Source organism: Catenuloplanes indicus (genome assembly GCF_030813715.1).
GTDB lineage: Bacteria > Actinomycetota > Actinomycetes > Mycobacteriales > Micromonosporaceae > Catenuloplanes > Catenuloplanes indicus.
In genome coordinates this window covers 2,310,314-2,329,839 of record NZ_JAUSUZ010000001.1, presented here as the reverse complement: position 1 = coordinate 2,329,839, position 19,526 = coordinate 2,310,314, and the positions used below count along the sequence as shown (strand labels likewise).

Below are 19,526 nucleotides of genomic sequence, written 5' to 3'. Positions count from 1 at the left end.
GATGCTGCCGCGGGAGCGTCTGATCGCACGCGTCCGCGCGGTCTGCGCGGCCGATTCGCGGCTCACCGCCGCGCTCACCTACGGCTCTTTCCCGGCCGGCGCGGGCGACGCGCACAGCGACGTCGAGTTCTGGCTGTTCCTCGCCGCGGCACCGCCGGACGCACGCTCCTGGCTGGACGCGCTCGGCCCGATCCGGCACGTGGTGCGCAACGAGTCCGGCGCGCACGTGGTCTTCTTCCCGGGCCTGGTGCGCGGCGAGTTCCACCTGGTCCGGGCCGCGGAGATCCGGTCCGTGGCGGCGTGGCCGGCCCGCGGCGTGCCGGTGGACCGGATGCTCGTGCTGGACCGCACCGGCGCGCTGCGCCGCGCGCTGCAGTCGCTGCCGGAGACCGCGCGGTGCTGGCGACGGCTGGCCGGCGACGCCGCCCCGGACGCGCTCGTCGCCGAGCTGGACGCGGCGCTGACGCGGTAGGGGTTCTGTCGCCACCACCCTCGGACCCGGCGGCCCGCGGGAGCATGCGGACCTCGACCCGCCGGAAGCGGGCACATGAACGGGATCGTCATGAGGTGTGCCGCCCGCGGCCACGCCGGGAACGGGAGCGACTCAGGACGGCACGACGCGGATCGCGAGCGTACAGGTGTCGTCGAAGGTGCTGGGTTCGTTGAGGCTCGCGTGGACGCGGGCCAGGTCGGGGCCGGCCGTGGCGAGCGCGTCGCGGACCCGCAGGAACTGGGCGGCCGGGTCGCCGGCGCGGCGTTCGACCAGGCCGTCGGTGTAGAACAGGACCACGTCGTCCGGCTCCAGGACCGGCGTGAGCACCGGGTAGCCGGTTTCCGCGACGGCGCCGAGCAGCAGGCCGGGTGGCCGGTCCAGTTCCGTGGCGACCCCGGAGCGGGACAGCAGCGGCGCCGGGTGGCCGGCCCGGGCCCAGCGCAGCGTGCGGGTGGCCGGGTCGAAGAGCGCGATCAACGCGGTGCCGGTGATGCGCAGCTGGAGGCAGAGCCGGTTGAGGTGGCCGAGCAGCTCGCCGGGGTCGCGTAGGCCGATGGAGAGCCAGGCGACCAGCGCGAACCGCAGGTGGGCCATGCCGCTGGCCGCGTCCAGCCCGTGCCCGGCGACGTCGCCGACCGCGAGCGCGACCGGGCCGTCGGGGAGCGTCTGCGCGTGGTACCAGTCGCCGCCGACCAGCACGGCGCGCTCGGCCGGCAGGTAGCTGACCATCGCGGTCAGCCCGGCCAGCGGGAACGGCTCGCGCGGTACCGGCTGGATCATGTTCTGCAGCTGGCCGGCGAGGCGGTGCTCGGCCAGCGCGGTGATCTCGCGGGTGCGCAGCCGGTCGCCGAGCCGCTCGATCTCGGTGCGGGTGTCGACGCGCGCGGTCACGTCCTGCACCACCGCGTAGATCTTGACGGGTTTACCGTCGCCGTCCCGCGCGGTGTCCGACAGGATCCGCAGGTGTTTGACGCCGTCGCCGACCCGGAACCGCACGGTCACGTCGGACGTGCCACCGCTGTCCAGCGTCTGCCACGCGGCCTCGGCCAGGCCGCGGTCCTCCGGCAGCATCAGGGCGGCCTGCTCCGGCCGGGACAGTGGCCCGTCCGCCGGGTCCCGGTCCCAGACCGGATACATCCCGGGTGACCAGTCGGTCCGGCCGGTGTGCAGGTCGTACTCCGTCCAGCCGAGGCTGCCGAGCAGCTCGGTGTGCGCGAGCCGGCGCAGCTGCTCGTCCTGGCGCTGCCAGACCACGAGCAGGCCGCCGAGCACGGGCCGGACGCTGATCGTGAAGACCGAGCGGGCGACCACGCCCGCGTCCGGCTGGTCGTAGACGAACTCGTCCAGCTCGCCGGGCTCGCCGGTGGACTGCACGCGCAGGTAGAGCTGCCACAGCGGGCCGCCGACCATGCTGGGGTAGAGCTCGGTGACCGTGCTGTCCCGGCGGCTGGTGCCACGGTGGTAGATGTCCGTCACCCGGTCGCCGGTCGCGGCGACCCGGAAGTCGGTGACGGTGCCGTCCGGCCCGGTGATCGGCACGAGCCAGGAGCAGCCCAGCGGGATGCCGGCGAGGATCTCCTGAACGAGGGCAGCGGCCTGCTCCGGAGCAGGCACGCCGTCGTCAGCCATGGCGTCAGTTTATCCGCAGCGTCCGCCGCACCCGGCCCCCGGTTGGCCTTCGGGAACGACGCTGGACGCGCCGACGCGGCGGCTCAGGGTCGAGGTAGCCGCCGGCGATGTCCGCGTCCGTGCGGTGCGCGTCGACGTCATATGCGGCGCCATCTCCCGGTGGTAGGCCCCATTTGATATGTATCGAGATTATTGAATGCAGCCATAGGGTCGGCGGCATGCGCATCTCTCGCCTCATCGCCGCCGCCGGTCTCGTGATCGCCGGTCTGCTCGCGCCGTCCGCCGCCGTGGCGGCGCCGGCACCGGAGCCGGACTTCGGCATTCAGGTCGTCAACGGCCGGCCGGCCTCCGAGAACTACTCGTTCATGGTCTACGTGTCCGGCTGCACCGGCTCGCTGATCAAGAACAACTGGGCCGTCACGGCCGCACACTGCCCCACCCCCTCGACGGTACGTGTCGGAAGCGTCAACCGGACCAGCGGCGGCACGGTCGTCTCCGTGACCCGCGCGATCACCCACCCGCGGATCGACGTCAAGCTGCTGCAGCTCGGCTCCGCGGTCTCCTACGCACCGGCGCCGATCCCCACGGCGTCCGGCGCGACCGGCACCGCCACCCGGATCATCGGCTGGGGCCAGACCTGCCCGACGCGCGGCTGTGGCTCCGCACCGGCGGTCGCGAACGAGCTGGACACCTCGATCGTGGCGGACAGCCGGTGCTCCGGCATCGACGCCGCGTACGAGATCTGCACGAACAACACGAACGGCAACGCAGGCGCCTGCTACGGCGACTCCGGCGGCCCGCAGGTCCGCAGCGTCGGCGGCCGCTGGCAGCTGATCGGCGTCACCAGCCGGGCCGGCAACAACAACTCCACCTGCGCCACCGGACCGTCCATCTACGGCGACCTGCCGTCGATCCGCGCCTGGGTGAACACGCAGGTCGGCGGGCTTCCCGCCTGACGATCGATTGTGCGGGGCCGGTGCGTGACGCCGGCCCCGCATGCATGATGGGGACATGATCGGTTTCCCCGTCAGTCCCGTCAGCCTCGGCACGTCGCACCTCGGCAACCCGGCACAGCCGGACGGCTCACCCGCGCCGGCGTCCGCCGCGCTGGCCCACGCGCTGCTCACCGGCCCGTCCGCGGTGATCGACACGTCCAACAACTATGCGGACGGCCGCAGCGAGACCGCGCTCGGCCGGGCGCGGCGCGAGCTGCCCGGGCACGGGAAGACGATCGTCACCAAGGTCGACGCGGACCCGGAGACCGGCGGCTTCGACCGGGAGCGGGTGTGGCGCTCGTTCGAGGAGAGCATCACACGGCTCGGCGTCGACCGGCTGCCGCTGCTGCATCTGCACGACCCGTACACGATCACGGTCGAGGAGGCATTCGCCCCCGGCGGTGCCGTACAGGGCCTGCGCGAGCTGAAGGACCAGGGCCTGGCCGGCGCGATCGGCGTCGCGGCCGGTGCGATCGGCCTGATGACCCGGTACGTGACCAGCGGCGCGTTCGACGTGCTGCTCACCCACAACCGCTACACGCTGGTCGACCGCCGCGCCGAGCCGCTGATCGCGGACGCCGTCGCCCGCGGCATGAGCGTGTTCAACGCGGCCCCGTTCGGCGGCGGCCTGCTCGCCGGCCGCGACACCCGTTACGCCTACCGCGAGGCCTCACCCGAACTGCTCGCCTGGGTGGACCGGGCACGCGAGGTCTGCGCCTCGTTCGGCGTCCCGCTCCCGGTCGCGGCGCTGCACTTCTCCCTGCGCAACCCGCACATCGACTCCACCGTCGTCGGCGTCAACCGGGTCGAGCGCATCGCGGACCTGGAGACCATGCGCACCGCCCCGGTCCCGCCCGAGCTGTGGCCCGCCCTGGCCGCACTCGGCACTCCGCCGTCGACCATCGAGGACTGACCGGCCGGCCCGCCGGCACGCGAAACAACCTGGGGATCGAGATACGACGATATTTCGGGTACGCGACGCGCCGCCGCTGGACGCCGAGAACCGCGGCGGGAGTCGCGTGACCGGAGCGCGTCGGGGTGTGACGTACGGCGGGTACGGCATGGGGTGCAAGTGGCCACCCACTCGACGAGCCGGGAGGAGCGCCGGCGACCGGTGCCCACGGGAGCATGCGGAACTCAGCCACGCCGGAAGCGGGAAAAATCCCCCCGGATTCAGAGCGGGGCCTTCTGATCCGGGTTCGCCGGGTCCCACCACTCCCGGTCCTGCGGGCCGAGCGCGGTCGGCGCCTTCCACCAGCCCGGGACCGCGCCGCCGGGCCGCAGGTACGGCTCCACCGTGGGTGCGTTGCCGCCGCCGATGTTGTAGCGGGCGATGTTTGAGGTTGAGCCCGTCCGCGCCGAAGACCATGTCCACCAGGCGTTCCCGGATCTCGTCCGGGTAGCCGCCGGTGGCGTTCGCCATCCAGGCCAGGCTGGTGCCCCGGCCTTCGAACTCCTGTTGCTGGTACGAGGGGTCGACGACCACGGTGTGCGCCGCGTTCGCCGTGACCGCAGCCGCCGCCGGTGGCGCCGGGAGGACGGTGAGCCCGGCGGCGGCGAGCACGGCCGCCACGCCGGCGGCCGTCGGGGGTGGGAAGCGCATCGGCTGCCTTTCCGCTCGATGGAACGGCCGGAGAGCGGCCGGTGGCGGCCGCCCATGATCCATGTTTACGCAAACATCGACGGGCCTTCGCAAAGTCCATCGTGGTGATCGACGCGTGTCAAGGTGTGCCGCTTCGTACCGTCGGGACGACGGGTGCAACCGCCCGCACCGGGGACGCGTGTTGGTCGCGAACGGCGGGGGACGCCGCGACACAACGGGGAGGGGCAGATGACCATGGTCAGCGAAGCGACCAGGGCGTTGGCCGACGACACAGGGCCGCCGACGTTCGAGTCGTTCTACGCGGCGCACTTCCAGCGGCTGTCGCTGCAGCTGTTCGCGTACACCGGAGACTTCGGGCAGGCGCAGGACGTGGTGCAGGAGGCGTTCTGCCGCGCTCTTCCCCGGTGGGAGAAGGTCTCCCGCTACGACGACCCGCTGGCCTGGCTGCGCAAGGTGGCCTGGAACCTGGCGACCAGCCGGTTCCGCCGCCTGCGCGTCCAGCAGGCACACGCACGCCGCTATCGTGAGGAACACGTCGATGGACCCGGCCCCGACCGGGTCGCGCTGGCCCGCGCGCTCGCCACTCTCCCGGAGAAGCACCGGCGCGCCGTCATCCTCTACCACCTCGCGGATCTGTCCATAGCGCAGATCGCCGAGCAGGAGGACGTCGCCGAGGGGACCGTCAAGTCCTGGCTGCACCGCGGCCGTACCGCCCTTGCCGCCCAGCTCACCGACGCCTGAAACGGAGCATCAGCCATGATGGACGAAGAGTTCCACTCGCGCGCGATCGACGACGCGTTCGCATCGTTCCGTACCGGACCCGGGCTGCCCGCGCCGATCGGCCCGGCCGCGGCACGCGCCACCGTGCGCCGCCGGCGTCAGGTGCGCGCCGGCGTCACCGGCGGCCTGACCGCGCTGCTCATCGCGGCTCCGGTGGCCGCCTACGCGGCCGGCGTGATCGGCACGAACGACCCGCCGGTCACCCCGGCCACCGCCCCGCCGTCCCCGTCCGCGACCCCGTCGCCGTCCCCGTCGACGAGCGCGCCCGGCCCGGATTCGGTGCCGGACGGCCGGATCGACGAGCAGACACTGAAGAACTCGACGATCAGCCTGTCGGCCTGGCCGTACGCCGGCAAGGACCACTGCCCGGCCGGTGAGCAGAGGTTCACCGGCTATCCGCCGGGTCAGGCGACCGGCCCGCAGGTCATGCTGGAATCGGTCGCCCATGTCGACGTGGACCACGACGGCGTGGAGGAGACCGCGGCGGTGATCACGTGCCAGTGGACGCAGGCACCGGAACTGCGGGTCGTCGTCTTCGACCGGGACGGCAACGGCACGATCGTCACGGTCGGGGACGTGATCGCGACGAAGCCGAACGGTCGTGTGGACGGGCTGCCGGAGAACATCCGCGCGGTACGCGGGTCCGGCAACGACGTTCAGGTCGAGGTCGGGGACCTGATGATCTGCTGTGGTGGTCCGGTCGACGCGATCCAGTGGCAGTGGCGCACCTACTCGCTGGACGGTGACACCTTCCGGCAGACCGGCGGCGAGACACGGTTCCAGCCGAACCCGGACGCCGGCGGGCCCGTCGTGGATTCCTCGCCCTCCCCGGGCGGAGCGCCGGGCCGGCAGGACGACCTGCGCATGGTCTCCGCCGGCATGTCCGGCACGACCACCGGTGACACGTTCACCGGCTCACTCACGATCACGTTCCGCAACGGCGGCCCGCAGTCGGTCTACCCGGTGCTCGGCTTCGCGCTCCCGGCAGGCGCGCAACTCACGAAGGTGCCGTCGGGATGTCAGCGTGACGACGACGCGGGGATCGGCAACCCGGACGGCGAGACCCGCGCGGTCTACGTCTGCGCGTATCCGGTGACCCGGGGCGGCAGCGAGGTCAAGGCGGGCCCGTACGAGATCACCGGCCCGGCCGCGGCGTTTCCCTCCGGCGCGACGAAGAACGCGTATGTCGAGGTGCGCGGGACGAACGATCCCGGCGTGTGGCCGGCGCCCGGCGACGCGATGCCGGAGACGAACAGCGTCAACAACATCGCCACGGCGACGTTCACGGTCGGCTGAGCGAACGGGCCCCTCCGCCGGAGGGGGCCCGTTCGTCAGTCCACCGGCGTCGCGGTCAGTGGGCCGGCCGCGCCGGCCAGCAGGCCGGTGTCGACCGCGGCCACCAGCGCGCCCCGGTACTGCAGGATCACCATCGACGCGCCCTCGCCGGCCGTGATCGATCGCAGGTCCGCCACCGCCGGCTCGGCCAGCACGATCCCGGCCGGGGTGCCCTCGGCCGCGACCGTGCCGAGCGAGCCGTTCAGCGACACGCACAGCTCCGCGCTGTCCACACTGATCCGGTACGTGTCCGCGTCGCACATGCCGAGGAACCCGCCGCGGCCCGCGCCGGGCGTGGTCAGCGCGTCCACCACCGTGTACACCTCGACGTCGTGCGTGCCGCGCGGGAAGTCGCCGCCGAACACGTACCGGTACCCGGCCCAGCCGCCGGCCGCGGCCAGCGCGACGGCAAGCACGAAACCGGCGACCCGCGGCGCCCGGCCGGCGCGTTCCCGGTGCATGTAGACGGCCATCGTGAAGTCCTCCTGTCCGTGGCGTCGCCGTCGAATCTATGGACGATCGGGCGCCGCACCCTGAGCCGCGGTACTCATCTCAGCCGAGTACGTACACCAGCTCGTCCAGCCACTCGCCGTGCCGGCCGCCGGCCTGGACCAGGTGCACGAATTCCCGCGCTTCCGCCCGCAGCGCCGGCCCGGCCTGCGGGCGCAGCCGTTCCATCAGGTATTCGATCGGCACCGAGTCGTCCAGCGCCTCGCGGAACGCGTCGGTCACGCCGGTCTCCAGCACGGCCAGCACCGGATCCAGCGGCGCGGCCACGCCCGCCACGACCCGGTCCCAGCGCTGGAGCCGGTCCACCGGCGACGGGCGGCCGGTGCCGTACCGCGCGGTCATCGCGGCGGCCAGGTGCGCGCGCAGCACCGACGCCCGCACACTCGCCGCGGCCGGGTAGGTGAGGTGGTCGAGCCGGCCGTCGCCGCGGCCGTCGCGGTGGCCGAGCATGGCGCAGAACGCGCGGCAGCGCTCCCCGGCGGCCACCACGGCCGCGGCCAGCAGCAGTTCGCCGATCACGCGTACCGGGTGGCCGCCGTCCGGCAACAGCCGGGTGGCCGCCTCCAGCAGCACGTCCGCCGCGAACATGTCGGCCACGGTCTCGGCGCGCACGTCCGCCGGGCGCAGCGGCCGCCGGTGCAGCACGTCGCCGATCAGGTCGTGCCCGTCGTGCCGCCGAGCGGCCAGCAGCATGGTGCGCACGGACGCGTCGGTGAGCGAGCCGCGCGCGTGCGTCCGCGGGTCCGCGAAGTGGCCGAACTCGTGCGCCAGCGCGAAGAACCACAGCGCCAGCCGGTCCTCGGAGTCGGCCGAGGTCGCCAGCGCGCCGGTGCGCGGCGCGGTCCAGTCCCGGTCCAGGAACGCGGCCACGCCGCAGCGCGCGGCCAGGTCCGGGTTGCCGAGCCGGAGCGCGGTCTCCGCCAGCAGGTGCAGGGCCGCCTGACGGCAGAGGATCCGGCGGGTACGGGCGGTCAGCCCGTCGGTCAGCAGCAGCGTGCGGATCAGCAGGCCGGCCGCGAGCGACCGGCGGCTCCACGCCACCGCGGGCCGGGGCAGGCCCGGCAGCGCCAGCACCTCGGGCGTGCCGTCGTCGACCCAGACCAGCGTGGCGTCCGCGCCGAGCCGCGCCGCCACGATGTCCAGCACCAGGTTCATCGGCGTGTCCGCTTCCCGCGGGTAGACCGACCAGGACACGCCCGCGCCGACGACCGGCGGGACGGCACGCCGCAGACGTTGCCGGAGCAACTGGTCGGCCTCCACCGGCCAACTATCGGTCAGAATCGATAGCTGGCGGAAGGGGCCGTTAGGCCAGAGCCGCCACCGTCGCGGGTACGGCCGTGCCGAGCGCGGCCCAGGTGGCCGGCCCGGCCACGCCGTCCTCGCGGAGCACGTGCGCACGCTGGAACCCGCGCAGCGCCAGCTCCGTCTCCAGGCCCACCACGCCGGTCACCTCCGCCAGGTAGCCGAGCACCAGCAGCCGCTCCTGCAGCAGCACCACCTCGGCGCCGCTGTCCTGCGCGCGCAGTTCCGCGCGGTGGCCGAGCGGGCGGTACCAGAGCACGTCCGGGTCCCAGTGGTTCTCGGTCGCGTGCGCGGCCGTGCGGAACAGCGCGCGGTCGGCCGCGTTCCGCTGTGTGGCGCCCTGGATGCGGCCGTGGTCCGCGGCGGCCCGCCAGTCACCGGCCGCACAGTCCGCGCGCAGGTCCGGCCAGCCGGAGAAGTCCGGCCCGTGCGCCCAGGCCAGGCTGAGCAGCGCCAGCTGCGCGTCGGCCGGCCAGCGCGGGAACCCGGCGAACTCGGGCGTGCGGATCAGCCGGTCCTCCAGCGCGGCCAGCCGGCGTGCGGCCAGCTCGTCCACGCCGTCCTCGGTGAGCCGGACCGCGGTGTGGCCGTCGAATTCGCCCGGCCGGCCGGCCAGATCCGGCCGGGACTGCACGGCGGTGTACGCGTCCCGGATCTGACGCGTGGAGGCACCCGCGGACGGGTCGCCGGCCAGCACGAACGGCAGCGTGACCGCCTCGTCGACGGACTCCAGCCGGCACCCGGTGCCGATCGTGACCAGGCCCCAGCTGTCCAGATAGAGATGCGGCCAGCGCCCCTCGATGGGCTCGGTGAACGCCAGGAACGCGTCGGATACGGAGCTTCTCATGCGAAGAGCGTAGGGATCCCCGTACCGCTATGCCGTGATTTATGGGTTTTTAGCGATGACGTGCAGGGCGAACCGCGGATCGAGTTGCCGCCCGGGACCTCGGCATACTGGACGCCATGGTCGACATATCCCTCGCCCCGCCCTCGGCCGCGGACGACGCCGCCTTCGTCGCCGAGGTGACCGCGCTGGTCAACGAGGTCTACGCGGCCGGCGAGAAGGGCATCTGGCGCGACGAGGCCGCCCGCACCGACGCCGCCGAGATCGCGTCCTTCGTCCGCGCCGGGGAGATCGCCGTGGCCCGTCTCGGCACCGGCCTGGTCGGCAGCGTCCGGGTGCGGCGGCTGCCGGGCGGCGAGGGCGAGTTCGGCATGCTCGCGGCCCACCCGCGGCACCGCGGCACCGGCATCGGGCGTGCGCTGGTCGCGTTCGCCGAGGACCGGGCGCGCGCCCAAGGGCTGACCGTGATGCAGCTCGAACTGCTCTACCCGACGGAGTGGCAGCACCCGGTCAAGGCGTTCCTGCGCGACTGGTACACCCGGATCGGCTACCGGATCGTGCACACGGCCGACTTCGCCGAGGCCTACCCCGCGCTCGCGCCGAAGGTCGCCACGCCGTGCGACTTCCTGGTCTTCCACAAGACGCTCGGCTCGGAAAGGCACGTTTAGCGCGCGAAAGCACCCGAAACATCCTCACCTGGGTTTCTACTGGAGCGAGAGCTTGTGTGGGGGTGGGTCATGGGGCTGTTCCGGACACGGTCGTCGGCGGCGATCGCGCCACGGCCGGTGCCGCGCGACGTCGAGTCGCTGGAAGCGCTGGTGCTCGCGCTGGACGGCGTCCAGGACGAGGCCAGCGCGTGGCGGATCACCGTGGAGAGCATGGTCCGGTCGTACGAGTTCGGCTACGGCGCGGTCTGGCTGCCGGACGGGCACGGCAACGTCGAGGTGCTCTACGAGACCGGCCGGATCACACCCCAGATGCAGGCCGTGATCGCCGGGCGCCCGGTGCCGGACCGCGCCGGCCTGGTCGGTCGCGCGTTCCAGACCCGGCGCCCGATCTACATCGGCAGCATGGCGGACTGCGACGACTGCCTGCGCTGCCAGGCCGCCGGCCGGGAGGGGATGGCGGCCGCGGTCGTCATGCCGGTGCTGAAGAACGACCAGGTGCTGGCCGTCTTCGAGTACTTCTCGCCGACGCCGCTGGACCTGGACGGCCCGCGCACCGAGAAGTGGATGTCCATCGCGCGCATCGCGGAACAGGCGCGCAGCAGCGCGATCGCGGCCGCGGAACTGCGGCAGGTGGCGGCGGACCGGCTCGCGGTCACCGAGGTGGTCACGAAGCTCGGCACGGCGCAGGACAGCCAGACCGCGCTGCGCACCGCGCTGGACACCGTGCGCAGCGCGTTCGGCTGGGCGTACGGCTCCTACTGGGAGATCGACCCGGCGGACAACGTCCTCCGGTTCCAGGTCGAGTCCGGTTCCGCCGGCGACGAGTTCCGCCGGGTGACGCTCGCCGCCACGTTCGCCGAGGGCGTCGGCCTGTCCGGCCGGGCCTGGCGCGCGCGGGACCTGGTCTTCGTGCGCGACCTCGCCGAGGTCACCGACTGCGTGCGCGCCCCGGCGGCACAGCGCGCCGGCGTACGCTCCGGCGTCTGCTTCCCGATCATGAACGGCGACCGGATCGCCGGCACCATGGACTTCTTCACCACCGAGTTCATCGAATTGTCCGATTCCCGCGCCGCCGCGCTGCGCAACGTGCAGCAGCTCGTCTCCCAGCGCCTCGAGGTGCTGCGCAACTCGGAACGGGCCGCGGAGAACGCACGGGCACTGCTGGACACGGTCGCGCGCCTCCGGTCCGCCAGCGAGGACGCCACCCACGTCGCCGAGGAGGCGGTCAGCCGCGCCACCACGATGACCGGCGAGGTCGCCGCGCTCGGCCAGGCCTCCGCCGCGATCGGCGACGTCATCAAAATCATCTCGTCGATCGCGGAACAGACGAACCTGCTCGCCCTGAACGCCACCATCGAGGCCGCCCGCGCCGGCGAGGCCGGCAAGGGCTTCGCAGTGGTGGCCGGCGAGGTCAAGGACCTGGCCCGGGAAACCGCCGAGGCCACCCAGAAGGTCGCCGACCAGATCGCCGGCATCCAGTCCAGCGCGGAATCGGTCTCGGCCGGCATCCACACCACCAGCGAGACCATCGGCCAGATGGACGCGGTCCAGGCCCGGATCAACGAGGTCCTGGAGGAACAGGCCACCATGGCCCGCCGCTTCGAGGCCTGAGCGGCCCGACCACCGAGGATCAGAACCTTTCCTCCCGCTCCCGGCGTGGTGCTGCCCGCATGCTCCCGCGGGCCCCGGTCGGCCGCGGGCGGCCTCCCTTCCGGTCCCGTCGCGGGTCACCGAGAACCGTGGCGCCGCCGCCCGCCCCCGCGTCTCGCGCGCCACGGGCGGCGTGAGTGGCGCTGCCGGGTTTGCGGTGCTGCCCGGTTTGCCGCGCTGCCCTGGCCGCGATCGGCTCCCGACCGCGAGGCCGCCCCAGAACACGTGCAGGCCGGCCCGCGGCGCGGACGTGCCCACGTTCCTCAGCTACTCGCTGGAGAAGCGGCTGTCGCGGCGGCGGCACGAGTTCGGCCGTGGCGCGATCGAGGGCGTGGCCGGCCCCGAGGCGGCGAACAACGCGGCCGCGGCCGGTGTGCTGGTGCCGCTGCTCACGATCGGCCTGCCGACGTCCGCGACCGCCGCGGTCATCCTCACCGCGTTCCAGTCCTACGGTCTGCAACCGGGGCCGCAGCTGTTCACCGAATCCGGCGATCTGGTGTGGGCGCTGATCGCCAGCCTCTACATCGGCGACGTGATGCTGCTGGTGCTGAATCTGCCGCTGGTGCGCCTGTGGGCCCGGCTGCTGACCATTCCGGCGTACGGCATCTACGCCGGCGTGCTGGTCTTCGCCACGCTCGGCACGTTCGCGGCCGGTGGCACCACCACGGACCTGCTGATCCTGGTCGGACTGGGACTGATCGGGCTGCTGATGCGCCGTGCGGACGTGCCGGCCGCGCCCGCGGTGGTCGGCCTGATCCTGGCGCCGCCGGCCGAGCAGCAGCTGCGCCGCGCGCTCGCGTTGTCCGGCGGCGACTGGGGAATCCTGGTGTCCGGGCCGTTCACCGTCGCGCTGTGGATAGTGGCGATCCTGGCGCTGCTGGCCCCGGCCGTGGTGGCGATGCGCCGTCGCGGCGCCGCCGACGACGACTGATTCCGCTAAAGCCGGGCTCGTTCGTGCCGATGTGGCGTTTGCTGTGTCGTATACGGGCGAAGGGCCTGTCTGATGAGTCAAGTCGCGGAAGCACCCCGGGGGAATCTCCTCACCCGCCTGGTGGCCGACACGAAGGTGCGCACCAAGATCCTCGCGTCATCGGTCGTGGTCATCGTGATCACGATCCTGGTCGGCGTGTTGTGCGTGCAGCGGATGTCGGCGCTGGCCGGGCAGCTCGAGGACATGAATCGGGAACAGGTGGCGGGCACCGCCCACCTCGGGACGATGCAGCAGGGCCTCAGCGGGATGTTCCGCGGCATGCTGCTGTTCAGCCTGGGCGGCGACGCCGCCGCGAAGGACGACGCCATCGCGGACACCAAGGCGGCGGACACGGTGATCAGCGACGCGCTGGCCGAGTACAGCAAGCTCAACGTGGGCTCCAACGCCAGCCCGGAGCGCACCGCCGCGATCGAGGCGTTCAGCGCCGGCTTCACCGACTACACGAACCTGCGCAACGTCAACTTCTTCCAGCTCCCCCCGCCGGCCGGCTACACGGTGCCGGCCGACCCGCTGGCCGCCTACGGCGCGGCCGAGACGACGATGCGCGACGGGCTGGCGAAGCTGCAGGAGGTCGAGGCCGCGGACTCGGCGCAGGCGGCGGCGGAGGCGCAGTCCTCGTACACCGACGCGCGCACCCTGCTGATCGTGGCGGTGCTGGTCGGCGCGCTCGTCGGCCTAGCGGTCGGTCTGCTGGTCGCCCGCGCGATCACCGCGCAGGTGCGGACCGTGGGCGACGCGCTGCGCGCGATGGCCGCCGGCGACCTGACCACGCACGCCGAGGTACGCGGACGCGACGAGATCGGCGCGATGGCGATCGCCACGAACGAGGCGCGCGAGGGCCTGCGCACCACGATCACGGCGCTCCACGACAGCTCCCGCACGCTCGCGGACGGCGCCCGCCGGCTCTCCGCGTCCACCGAGCGGATCGCGTCCAGCGCGGCCGAGGCGGCCAGCCAGGCCGACGTGGTGTCGAACGCGGCCGGTGAGGTCTCCGCGAACGTGTCCACGGTCGCGGCCGGTTCCGAGGAGATGGGCGCGTCGATCCGCGAGATCAGCCAGAACGCGAACGACGCGGCCCAGGTCGCGGCGGAGGCGGTCGGCGTGGCCAACCAGACGAACGACACGATCGCGAAGCTCGGCGAGTCGTCCGCGGAGATCGGCAACGTGGTCAAGACGATCACCTCGATCGCGGAGCAGACCAACCTGCTGGCGTTGAACGCGACGATCGAGGCGGCCCGCGCGGGCGACGCCGGCAAGGGCTTCGCGGTGGTGGCCGGAGAGGTCAAGGACCTGGCGCAGGAGACCGCGAAGGCGACCGAGGACATCTCCCGCCGGGTCGAGGCGATCCAGGTGGACACGCAGAACGCGGTCGAGGCGATCGGCGAGATCAGCCGGATCATCGCGCGGATCAACGACTACCAGCTGACCATCGCGTCCGCGGTGGAGGAGCAGACCGCGACCACGGGCGAGATGAGCCGCAGCGTCGGCGACGCGTCCGGCGGCACGTCGGACATCGCGAACAACATCAACGGTGTCGCGGACGCGGCCCGGGCCACCACGGAGTCGCTGGTCGAGGCCGGCCAGACGGTCGCGGACCTGAACCGCGTGGTCAGCGAGCTGGAGACGGTGGTCGGCCGGTTCCGGATCTAGAGCAAAGCCCATGACGCGGGGGTACGGCCGGCCGTACCCCCGCGTCATGGTTTCCCGGGGCGGGGTAGCGACGTGGTCCTGCGCGAATCCGGCTGGCCCGCTCGTTCGATCGACGTCACCGTAGACGGCGCGCACACCGTCGACGTGGCCGGCCAGGACAGCGCGCTCGTCCCCGCGAAGCGGCTCGCGCCCCACTCGGCCAACCTGGCCAGGACCTAGTACCAGCCGGCGGCGTTGGAGTGCTCGAGGGCCGCGCACGGTGTGCCGTAGCGGCCCTTGATGTACCCGAGGCCCCAGATGACCTGGGTCGCCGGATTGGTCTCCCAGTCGTCCGCGACCGACGCCATCTTGCTGCCCGGGTTCGCCTGCGGGATGCCGTAGGCGGGCGTGGTGGGGTTGGCCGCCTTCGGGTTCCAGCCGCTCTCCCGCGTCCACAGCGTGTCCAGGCAACCGAACTCGGAGACGTCGAAGCCCTGGCCGACCATCACCGAGCAGCCGGTCTTGCGGTGGCCGGAGTAGGACGCGCAGGACGACGGGACCGGCCCGTCGTACGGCTTGATCGCGGCGTTGGCCTTGTCCCGCGCGGCCTGTGCCGCGGCCGCCTCGGCCTCGGCCTCCGCCTTGCGGCGGCTGACCGCGTCGTTCGCGGCGCGGGCGCGCTTCGCCTGCTCCTCGGCCATCGCGGCGGCGCGCTTCGCGGCGGCCCGCTCGGACTGGTGCAGGCCGGCGGCGAGCTCGGTGTACTCCTTGTGCCGGTCCTTGACGTAGAGCTCCTCGGCGCGGTTCGCCTCCCAGGCGGCCTGCGCGGCGGCGGAGTCCTCGGCCTGCGCCCGATCCTGGTGCAGATAGGCACCGCCACCGACGCCGGCGATGAGCATGGCCACCGCGGCGGACTTGCCGACCAGCGACTTCACGTGAGGGGTTCCTTCCGCTCGATGGTTCGGCACGCTACCACGATGCGAGAAGTTCTCTGCTGTTCCACGGAGCGCTACCGGACCCCCTTGACGGACTGATGAACATCGATCAGGCTCGGCGTTAGAGAGCGCTCTCTCGTCGATCCCCTGGAGTCCTCATGTCCGTGAAACGAAGACTGGTGGCCGCGTTATTGCTGCTCGCCGGGCTGCTCGTGGCCACGCCCGCCGAGGCCGCCCCCGTCCTGCTCTCCCGCGGCAAGCCGACGCTCGCGTCCTCCGTCGAGGGCGCGGGCACCCCGGCCGCCGCGGCCGTCGACGGCGACGCCGGCACCCGCTGGGCCAGCGCGTTCGCCGACCCGCAGTGGCTGCGCGTCGACCTCGGCGCCACCGCGACGCTGGACCGCGTGGTCCTGAACTGGGAGGCGGCGTACGCGCGCGCGTTCCAGATCCAGACCTCGCCGGACGGCGGCACCTGGACCACCGTGCACACCGCCGCCGCCGGCACCGGCGGCGTCCAGACGATCACGATCAACGGCACCGCACGGTACGTGCGGGTGCTCGGCACCGAGCGAGCCACCGGTTACGGCTACTCGCTGTGGGAGTTCGAGGTCTACGGCAGCACCACGACCTCCGGCGACGGGACCGACATCGCGGCCTTCAAGCCGGTGGCGGCCTCCTCGTACGAGGGCGGGAACGCGCCCGGCGCCGCGCTGGACGGCCGCGCCACCACGCGCTGGTCCAGCGAGCACGCGGAGAACCAGTGGATCCGCGTCGACCTCCAGGGCACCGCCACGATCACCGGCGTGGTGCTGAACTGGGAGGCCGCGTACGGCACCGGTTACCGCATCGAGGTGTCCGGCGACGCCGCCACCTGGACCACGATCTACAGCACCACCACCGGTCGCGGCGGCGTGGAGACGCTGACCGTCGCGGGCACCGGCCGCTACCTGCGACTCGTCGGCACCGCGCGGGCCACCGGCTACGGCTACTCGTTGTGGGACCTGAAGGTGCTCGGCACGGTCGACGCGGCCGGCAGCGCGCCACCGCTGCTGTCCGGGCCGACCCGGCCGCCCGCGGCCACCGGGCAGTTCGCGCTCACCGCACCGGCGGACCAGGCACTGATCACGGACACCCGGCGTCCGGTGTTCTCCTGGGCCGCGGTCGCCGGTGCCACCCGCTACCAGCTGTGGATCAACGTGAGCCGCACCGACTACGACTTCACCGCGTCCGGCAGCCTGCTCGACGTCTACACCCGGGTCGCGGAGGTGACCGGGACGTCCTACACACCGTCCTGGGACCTGCCGGACCGGTGGACCTACCGCTGGTACGTGACGGCCGGCGCCGGCACGTCGCAGATCCGCACGTTCGGGCTGTACCGGCCGGCGCTGACCCCGATCGCGGACGGCGTACCGGTGATCAACGGGGCCCGGGACGCCAACCGCAGCGGCGCGATCGACCCCTACGAGGACTGGCGGCGGCCGGTCGAGGCGCGGGTGAACGACCTGCTCGGACGCATGACGGCCGAGGAGAAGGCGTACCAGATGTTCTACAACGCGCAGGCGTACCCCCGTGCGGGCTGGCACTTCGGCCCGTCGGAGGCGCCCGACCTGTACCGGGATCTGCTCGGGTCGACCGGCACCCGGCTCGGCATCCCGCTGATCTCGGCCGGCGACACGATCCACGGCTTCAAGACCACCTACCCGGCGCAGAGCGCGCTGGCGGCCGGCCGGGACTACCCGCTGCAGTACGAGCTCGGCGACATGCAGCGGCGCGAGCAGGTCGAGCTGGGCACCCGTGGCGTGCTCGGGCCGCTCGCCGAGGTCGGCACGAAGGCGCTCTACCCACGCATCCAGGAGGGCAACGGCGAGGACGCGTACGTGGCGGCCGCGCAGGTCCGGGCCTTGGTCGCCGGCCTGCAGGGCGGACCGGAGCTGAACCCGCGCTCGGTGCTGGCCACGGTCAAGCACTGGCCGGGCGAGGGCGCGGGCGGCGAGCAGCTGATCGTGTACGACGGCGTCACCATCAAGTACCACATGATCCCGTTCCGGGCCGCGATGGAGGCGGGCGCGGTCAACATCATGCCGGGGTACGCGGGCAGCTCCTTCCTGGACCCGGGCGGCCCCGGCGCCGGCGACAGCGCGCCGATCCTGGCCTACCTGCGCAACAACCTCGGCTTCACCGGCCTGATCACCACGGACTGGCTGCCGTCCGGCTCCTGGGCCGGCGCGGCACGGGCCGGCTCGGACGTGATGGGCGGCGCCGACCCGGGCGCGGCCGGCTTCTCGATGGCCACGTTCCTGGCGCAGGTGCCGGCCGCCCGGATCGACGACGCGGTCCGGCGGGTGCTGCGGCTGAAGTTCCAGCTCGGGCTGTTCGAGAACCCGTACGGCGACCCGGTCAACGGGATCTACCGGGTGCATACGCCGGCCGACACGGCGCTGGCCAACCAGGCCGCGCGCGGCTCGCTGACCGTGCTGCGCAACAACGGGGTGCTGCCGCTGCGGCTCCCGGCGGGCAGCAACGTCGTGGTGACCGGGCCGCGCGCGAGCGACACCGGGTCGTGCTGCATCTGGACCAGCTACTTCCACCAGGAGTACGGCTCGCTGTCCACCTACGACGCGCTGGTGGAGCGCGGCGCCGCCGCCGGGGTGACCGTGCATCGGGACAGCGCGGCCAATCCGAGTCTGGCGATCGTGGCCGTGGGGGAGCCGTACTACACCCACGCCACCAGCTGGACGCAGACCGCACCGTACCTGCCACCGGACCAGCTGGAGCTGATCCGGAGCTGGAAGGCGCGCGGCGTACCCGTGGTGGTGCTGCTGACCATGGCCCGCCCCTACGTGATCAGTGAGTGGCACGAGATCGCGGACGCCGTGGTGGTCAACTTCCGGGCCGGTGAGGAGGTCGGGCCGGCGCTGGCGAGCCTGGTCTTCGGCGACTACCGGCCGAGCGGGAAGCTGCCCTGGCAGCTGCCGCGCACGCTCGACCAGGTGCTCCGGCCGGGCGGCCAGGACGTGCAGGCGGACGCGCGGGAGGCATGGGACCTGCCGTTCGACCTCGGCGCCACGGACGCCCAGCGGGCCGAGATCCGCGCGCACATCGATGCCGGGCGTCCGGTGCCGTCCGGCTACGGAAATCCGCTCTACCCGTACGGGCACGGCCTGACCTGGTGACCTGGTGTGCGGCCCCGCGCCACGGTCGCGGGGCCGCACGTCCGTGGGGCAGCGGACATCCTATCCGGAGGGTACTCTCACTTGATATGGAACTGGGACTGCACATCGCCGACTTCACCTGGGACGGCGGGCCGGCCACGCTCGGCGCCGCGCTCGGCCGGCACGCGCGCAACGCGGAGCAGGCCGGCATCACCCGGATCACGGTCATGGACCACTTCTGGCAGATCCGGGCCGTCGGGCCGTACGAGCACGAGATGCTCGAGGCGTACACCGCGCTCGGCTTCATCGCCGCGCACACCGAGACCGCGCTGCTGCACACGCTGGTCACCGGCGTGACCTACCGCGAGCCCGGCCTGCTCGCCAAGGCCGTCAGCACGCTCGACGTGCTCTCCGGCGGCCGGGCCGGCCTGGGCATCGGCGCGGCCTGGAACGAGGACGAGTCCAAGGGCCTCGGCTTCGCGTTCCCGCCGGTCGCGGAGCGCTTCGAGCGTCTGGAGGAGGCGCTGCAGATCTGCCTGCAGATGTGGTCCGACTCCGAGGAGGCGTACCAGGGCCGGCGCTACCGGCTGGAGCGCACGCTCAACTCGCCGCAGCCGCTCCGTTCGCCCCGGCCGTACCTGCTGATCGGCGGCGGTGGCGAGAAGAAGACGCTGAAGCTGGTCGCGAAGTACGCGGACGCCTGCAACATCGGCCTCGGCCCGGAGTCCGCGCACAAGCTCGACGTGCTCCGCCGGCACTGCGACGACGTCGGCCGCGACTACGACCAGATCGAGAAGACCGCGATGTTCGCGGTCGACCCGTCCAGCACCACGGAGGACGTGGTCCGCAACGCCAACGCGGCCCGCGACGCCGGCTTCCCGGTCGCGTACGTCTACGCGCACGACATCACCACGCCGTCGAAGATCACCGACATGCTCGGCGAGGCGCTGACCAAGCTCTGATCCGTTCCCCGGTGCCGCCCGCCGCTCCGGCGGGCGGCACACCCCGCC

The 19,526-nt window shown here is 72.8% G+C and carries 18 protein-coding genes; 12 read left to right on the top strand and 6 right to left on the bottom strand.

Features of this window, described 5'->3' with window-relative positions; all coding sequences use genetic code 11:
• The first annotated feature begins 1 nt into the window (after position 1).
• Complete coding sequence (locus J2S42_RS10585; protein WP_307238058.1) at positions 2-472, top strand: hypothetical protein; 471 nt, start codon at positions 2-4, stop codon at positions 470-472.
• Positions 473-604: 132 nt separating this feature from the next.
• Here J2S42_RS10585 and J2S42_RS10580 read toward each other — a convergent pair whose 3' ends face one another.
• The gene (locus J2S42_RS10580; RefSeq protein ID WP_307238057.1) at positions 605-2,122 is read right to left on the bottom strand and encodes a PP2C family protein-serine/threonine phosphatase; all 1,518 of its coding nucleotides are present in this window, start codon (positions 2,120-2,122) and stop codon (positions 605-607) included.
• Positions 2,123-2,340: 218 nt separating this feature from the next.
• Here J2S42_RS10580 and J2S42_RS10575 point away from each other — a divergent pair, with 218 nt between their 5' ends.
• The gene (locus tag J2S42_RS10575) at positions 2,341-3,078 is read left to right on the top strand and encodes a S1 family peptidase (RefSeq protein ID WP_307238055.1); all 738 of its coding nucleotides are present in this window, start codon (positions 2,341-2,343) and stop codon (positions 3,076-3,078) included.
• 55 nt (positions 3,079-3,133) lie between these two features.
• Positions 3,134-4,030: an aldo/keto reductase gene (locus tag J2S42_RS10570; RefSeq protein ID WP_307238053.1), complete on the top strand. Its 897-nt coding sequence runs from the start codon at positions 3,134-3,136 to the stop codon at positions 4,028-4,030.
• Positions 4,031-4,290: 260 nt separating this feature from the next.
• Here J2S42_RS10570 and J2S42_RS10565 read toward each other — a convergent pair whose 3' ends face one another.
• Positions 4,291-4,413 (bottom strand): hypothetical protein, encoded by a 123-nt coding sequence (locus tag J2S42_RS10565; RefSeq protein WP_307238051.1) that lies wholly within the window; start codon positions 4,411-4,413, stop codon positions 4,291-4,293.
• Positions 4,414-4,954: 541 nt separating this feature from the next.
• Here J2S42_RS10565 and J2S42_RS10560 point away from each other — a divergent pair.
• Entirely contained in the window at positions 4,955-5,461 is a 507-nt protein-coding gene (locus J2S42_RS10560; protein ID WP_370879375.1) for a SigE family RNA polymerase sigma factor, read from the top strand.
• Between the two features lie 15 nt (positions 5,462-5,476).
• Positions 5,477-6,796: a hypothetical protein gene (locus J2S42_RS10555; RefSeq protein WP_307238048.1), complete on the top strand. Its 1,320-nt coding sequence runs from the start codon at positions 5,477-5,479 to the stop codon at positions 6,794-6,796.
• Between the two features lie 35 nt (positions 6,797-6,831).
• On the opposite strand, the gene J2S42_RS10550 is transcribed toward J2S42_RS10555, so the two are convergent.
• The 3 genes from J2S42_RS10550 to J2S42_RS10540 all read right to left on the bottom strand — a co-directional run bounded on the left by J2S42_RS10550 (position 6,832) and on the right by J2S42_RS10540 (position 9,494).
• Positions 6,832-7,308, bottom strand: a complete 477-nt coding sequence (locus J2S42_RS10550) for a hypothetical protein (RefSeq protein ID WP_307238046.1) — start codon at positions 7,306-7,308, stop codon at positions 6,832-6,834.
• 79 nt (positions 7,309-7,387) lie between these two features.
• Positions 7,388-8,605: a hypothetical protein gene (locus tag J2S42_RS10545; RefSeq protein ID WP_307238044.1), complete on the bottom strand. Its 1,218-nt coding sequence runs from the start codon at positions 8,603-8,605 to the stop codon at positions 7,388-7,390.
• Positions 8,606-8,648: 43 nt separating this feature from the next.
• A complete protein-coding gene (locus J2S42_RS10540) occupies positions 8,649-9,494 on the bottom strand; it encodes a peptidoglycan-binding domain-containing protein (RefSeq protein WP_307238042.1) in 846 nt (281 codons plus the stop codon).
• A gap of 116 nt (positions 9,495-9,610) precedes the next feature.
• Between J2S42_RS10540 and J2S42_RS10535 the strand changes: the two genes are divergently transcribed.
• The 5 genes from J2S42_RS10535 (at position 9,611) to J2S42_RS10515 (ending at position 14,669) form a co-directional block, all read left to right on the top strand.
• Positions 9,611-10,159, top strand: a complete 549-nt coding sequence (locus J2S42_RS10535) for a GNAT family N-acetyltransferase (RefSeq protein WP_307238040.1) — start codon at positions 9,611-9,613, stop codon at positions 10,157-10,159.
• Positions 10,160-10,228: 69 nt separating this feature from the next.
• Positions 10,229-11,770, top strand: a complete 1,542-nt coding sequence (locus tag J2S42_RS10530) for a methyl-accepting chemotaxis protein (RefSeq protein ID WP_307238038.1) — start codon at positions 10,229-10,231, stop codon at positions 11,768-11,770.
• Positions 11,771-11,942: 172 nt separating this feature from the next.
• Entirely contained in the window at positions 11,943-12,740 is a 798-nt protein-coding gene (locus J2S42_RS10525; RefSeq protein WP_307238036.1) for a tripartite tricarboxylate transporter permease, read from the top strand.
• Between the two features lie 72 nt (positions 12,741-12,812).
• Positions 12,813-14,450 (top strand): methyl-accepting chemotaxis protein, encoded by a 1,638-nt coding sequence (locus J2S42_RS10520; protein ID WP_307238034.1) that lies wholly within the window; start codon positions 12,813-12,815, stop codon positions 14,448-14,450.
• 72 nt (positions 14,451-14,522) lie between these two features.
• Positions 14,523-14,669 carry a hypothetical protein gene (locus J2S42_RS10515; RefSeq protein WP_307238032.1) on the top strand — a complete coding sequence of 49 codons (147 nt, stop codon included), beginning with the start codon at positions 14,523-14,525 and terminating at the stop codon, positions 14,667-14,669.
• Here J2S42_RS10515 and J2S42_RS10510 read toward each other — a convergent pair.
• Positions 14,666-15,328, bottom strand: a complete 663-nt coding sequence (locus J2S42_RS10510) for an aggregation-promoting factor C-terminal-like domain-containing protein (protein WP_442320101.1) — start codon at positions 15,326-15,328, stop codon at positions 14,666-14,668. The two genes, J2S42_RS10515 and J2S42_RS10510, sit on opposite strands and share 4 nt — an antisense overlap.
• Before the next feature lie 200 nt (positions 15,329-15,528).
• On the opposite strand from J2S42_RS10510, the gene J2S42_RS10505 reads away from it, so the two are divergent.
• Positions 15,529-18,537, top strand: a complete 3,009-nt coding sequence (locus J2S42_RS10505) for a discoidin domain-containing protein (protein WP_370879156.1) — start codon at positions 15,529-15,531, stop codon at positions 18,535-18,537.
• Positions 18,538-18,623: 86 nt separating this feature from the next.
• Entirely contained in the window at positions 18,624-19,478 is an 855-nt protein-coding gene (locus J2S42_RS10500; protein WP_307238026.1) for an LLM class F420-dependent oxidoreductase, read from the top strand.
• The last annotated feature ends 48 nt before the right edge of the window (positions 19,479-19,526 follow it).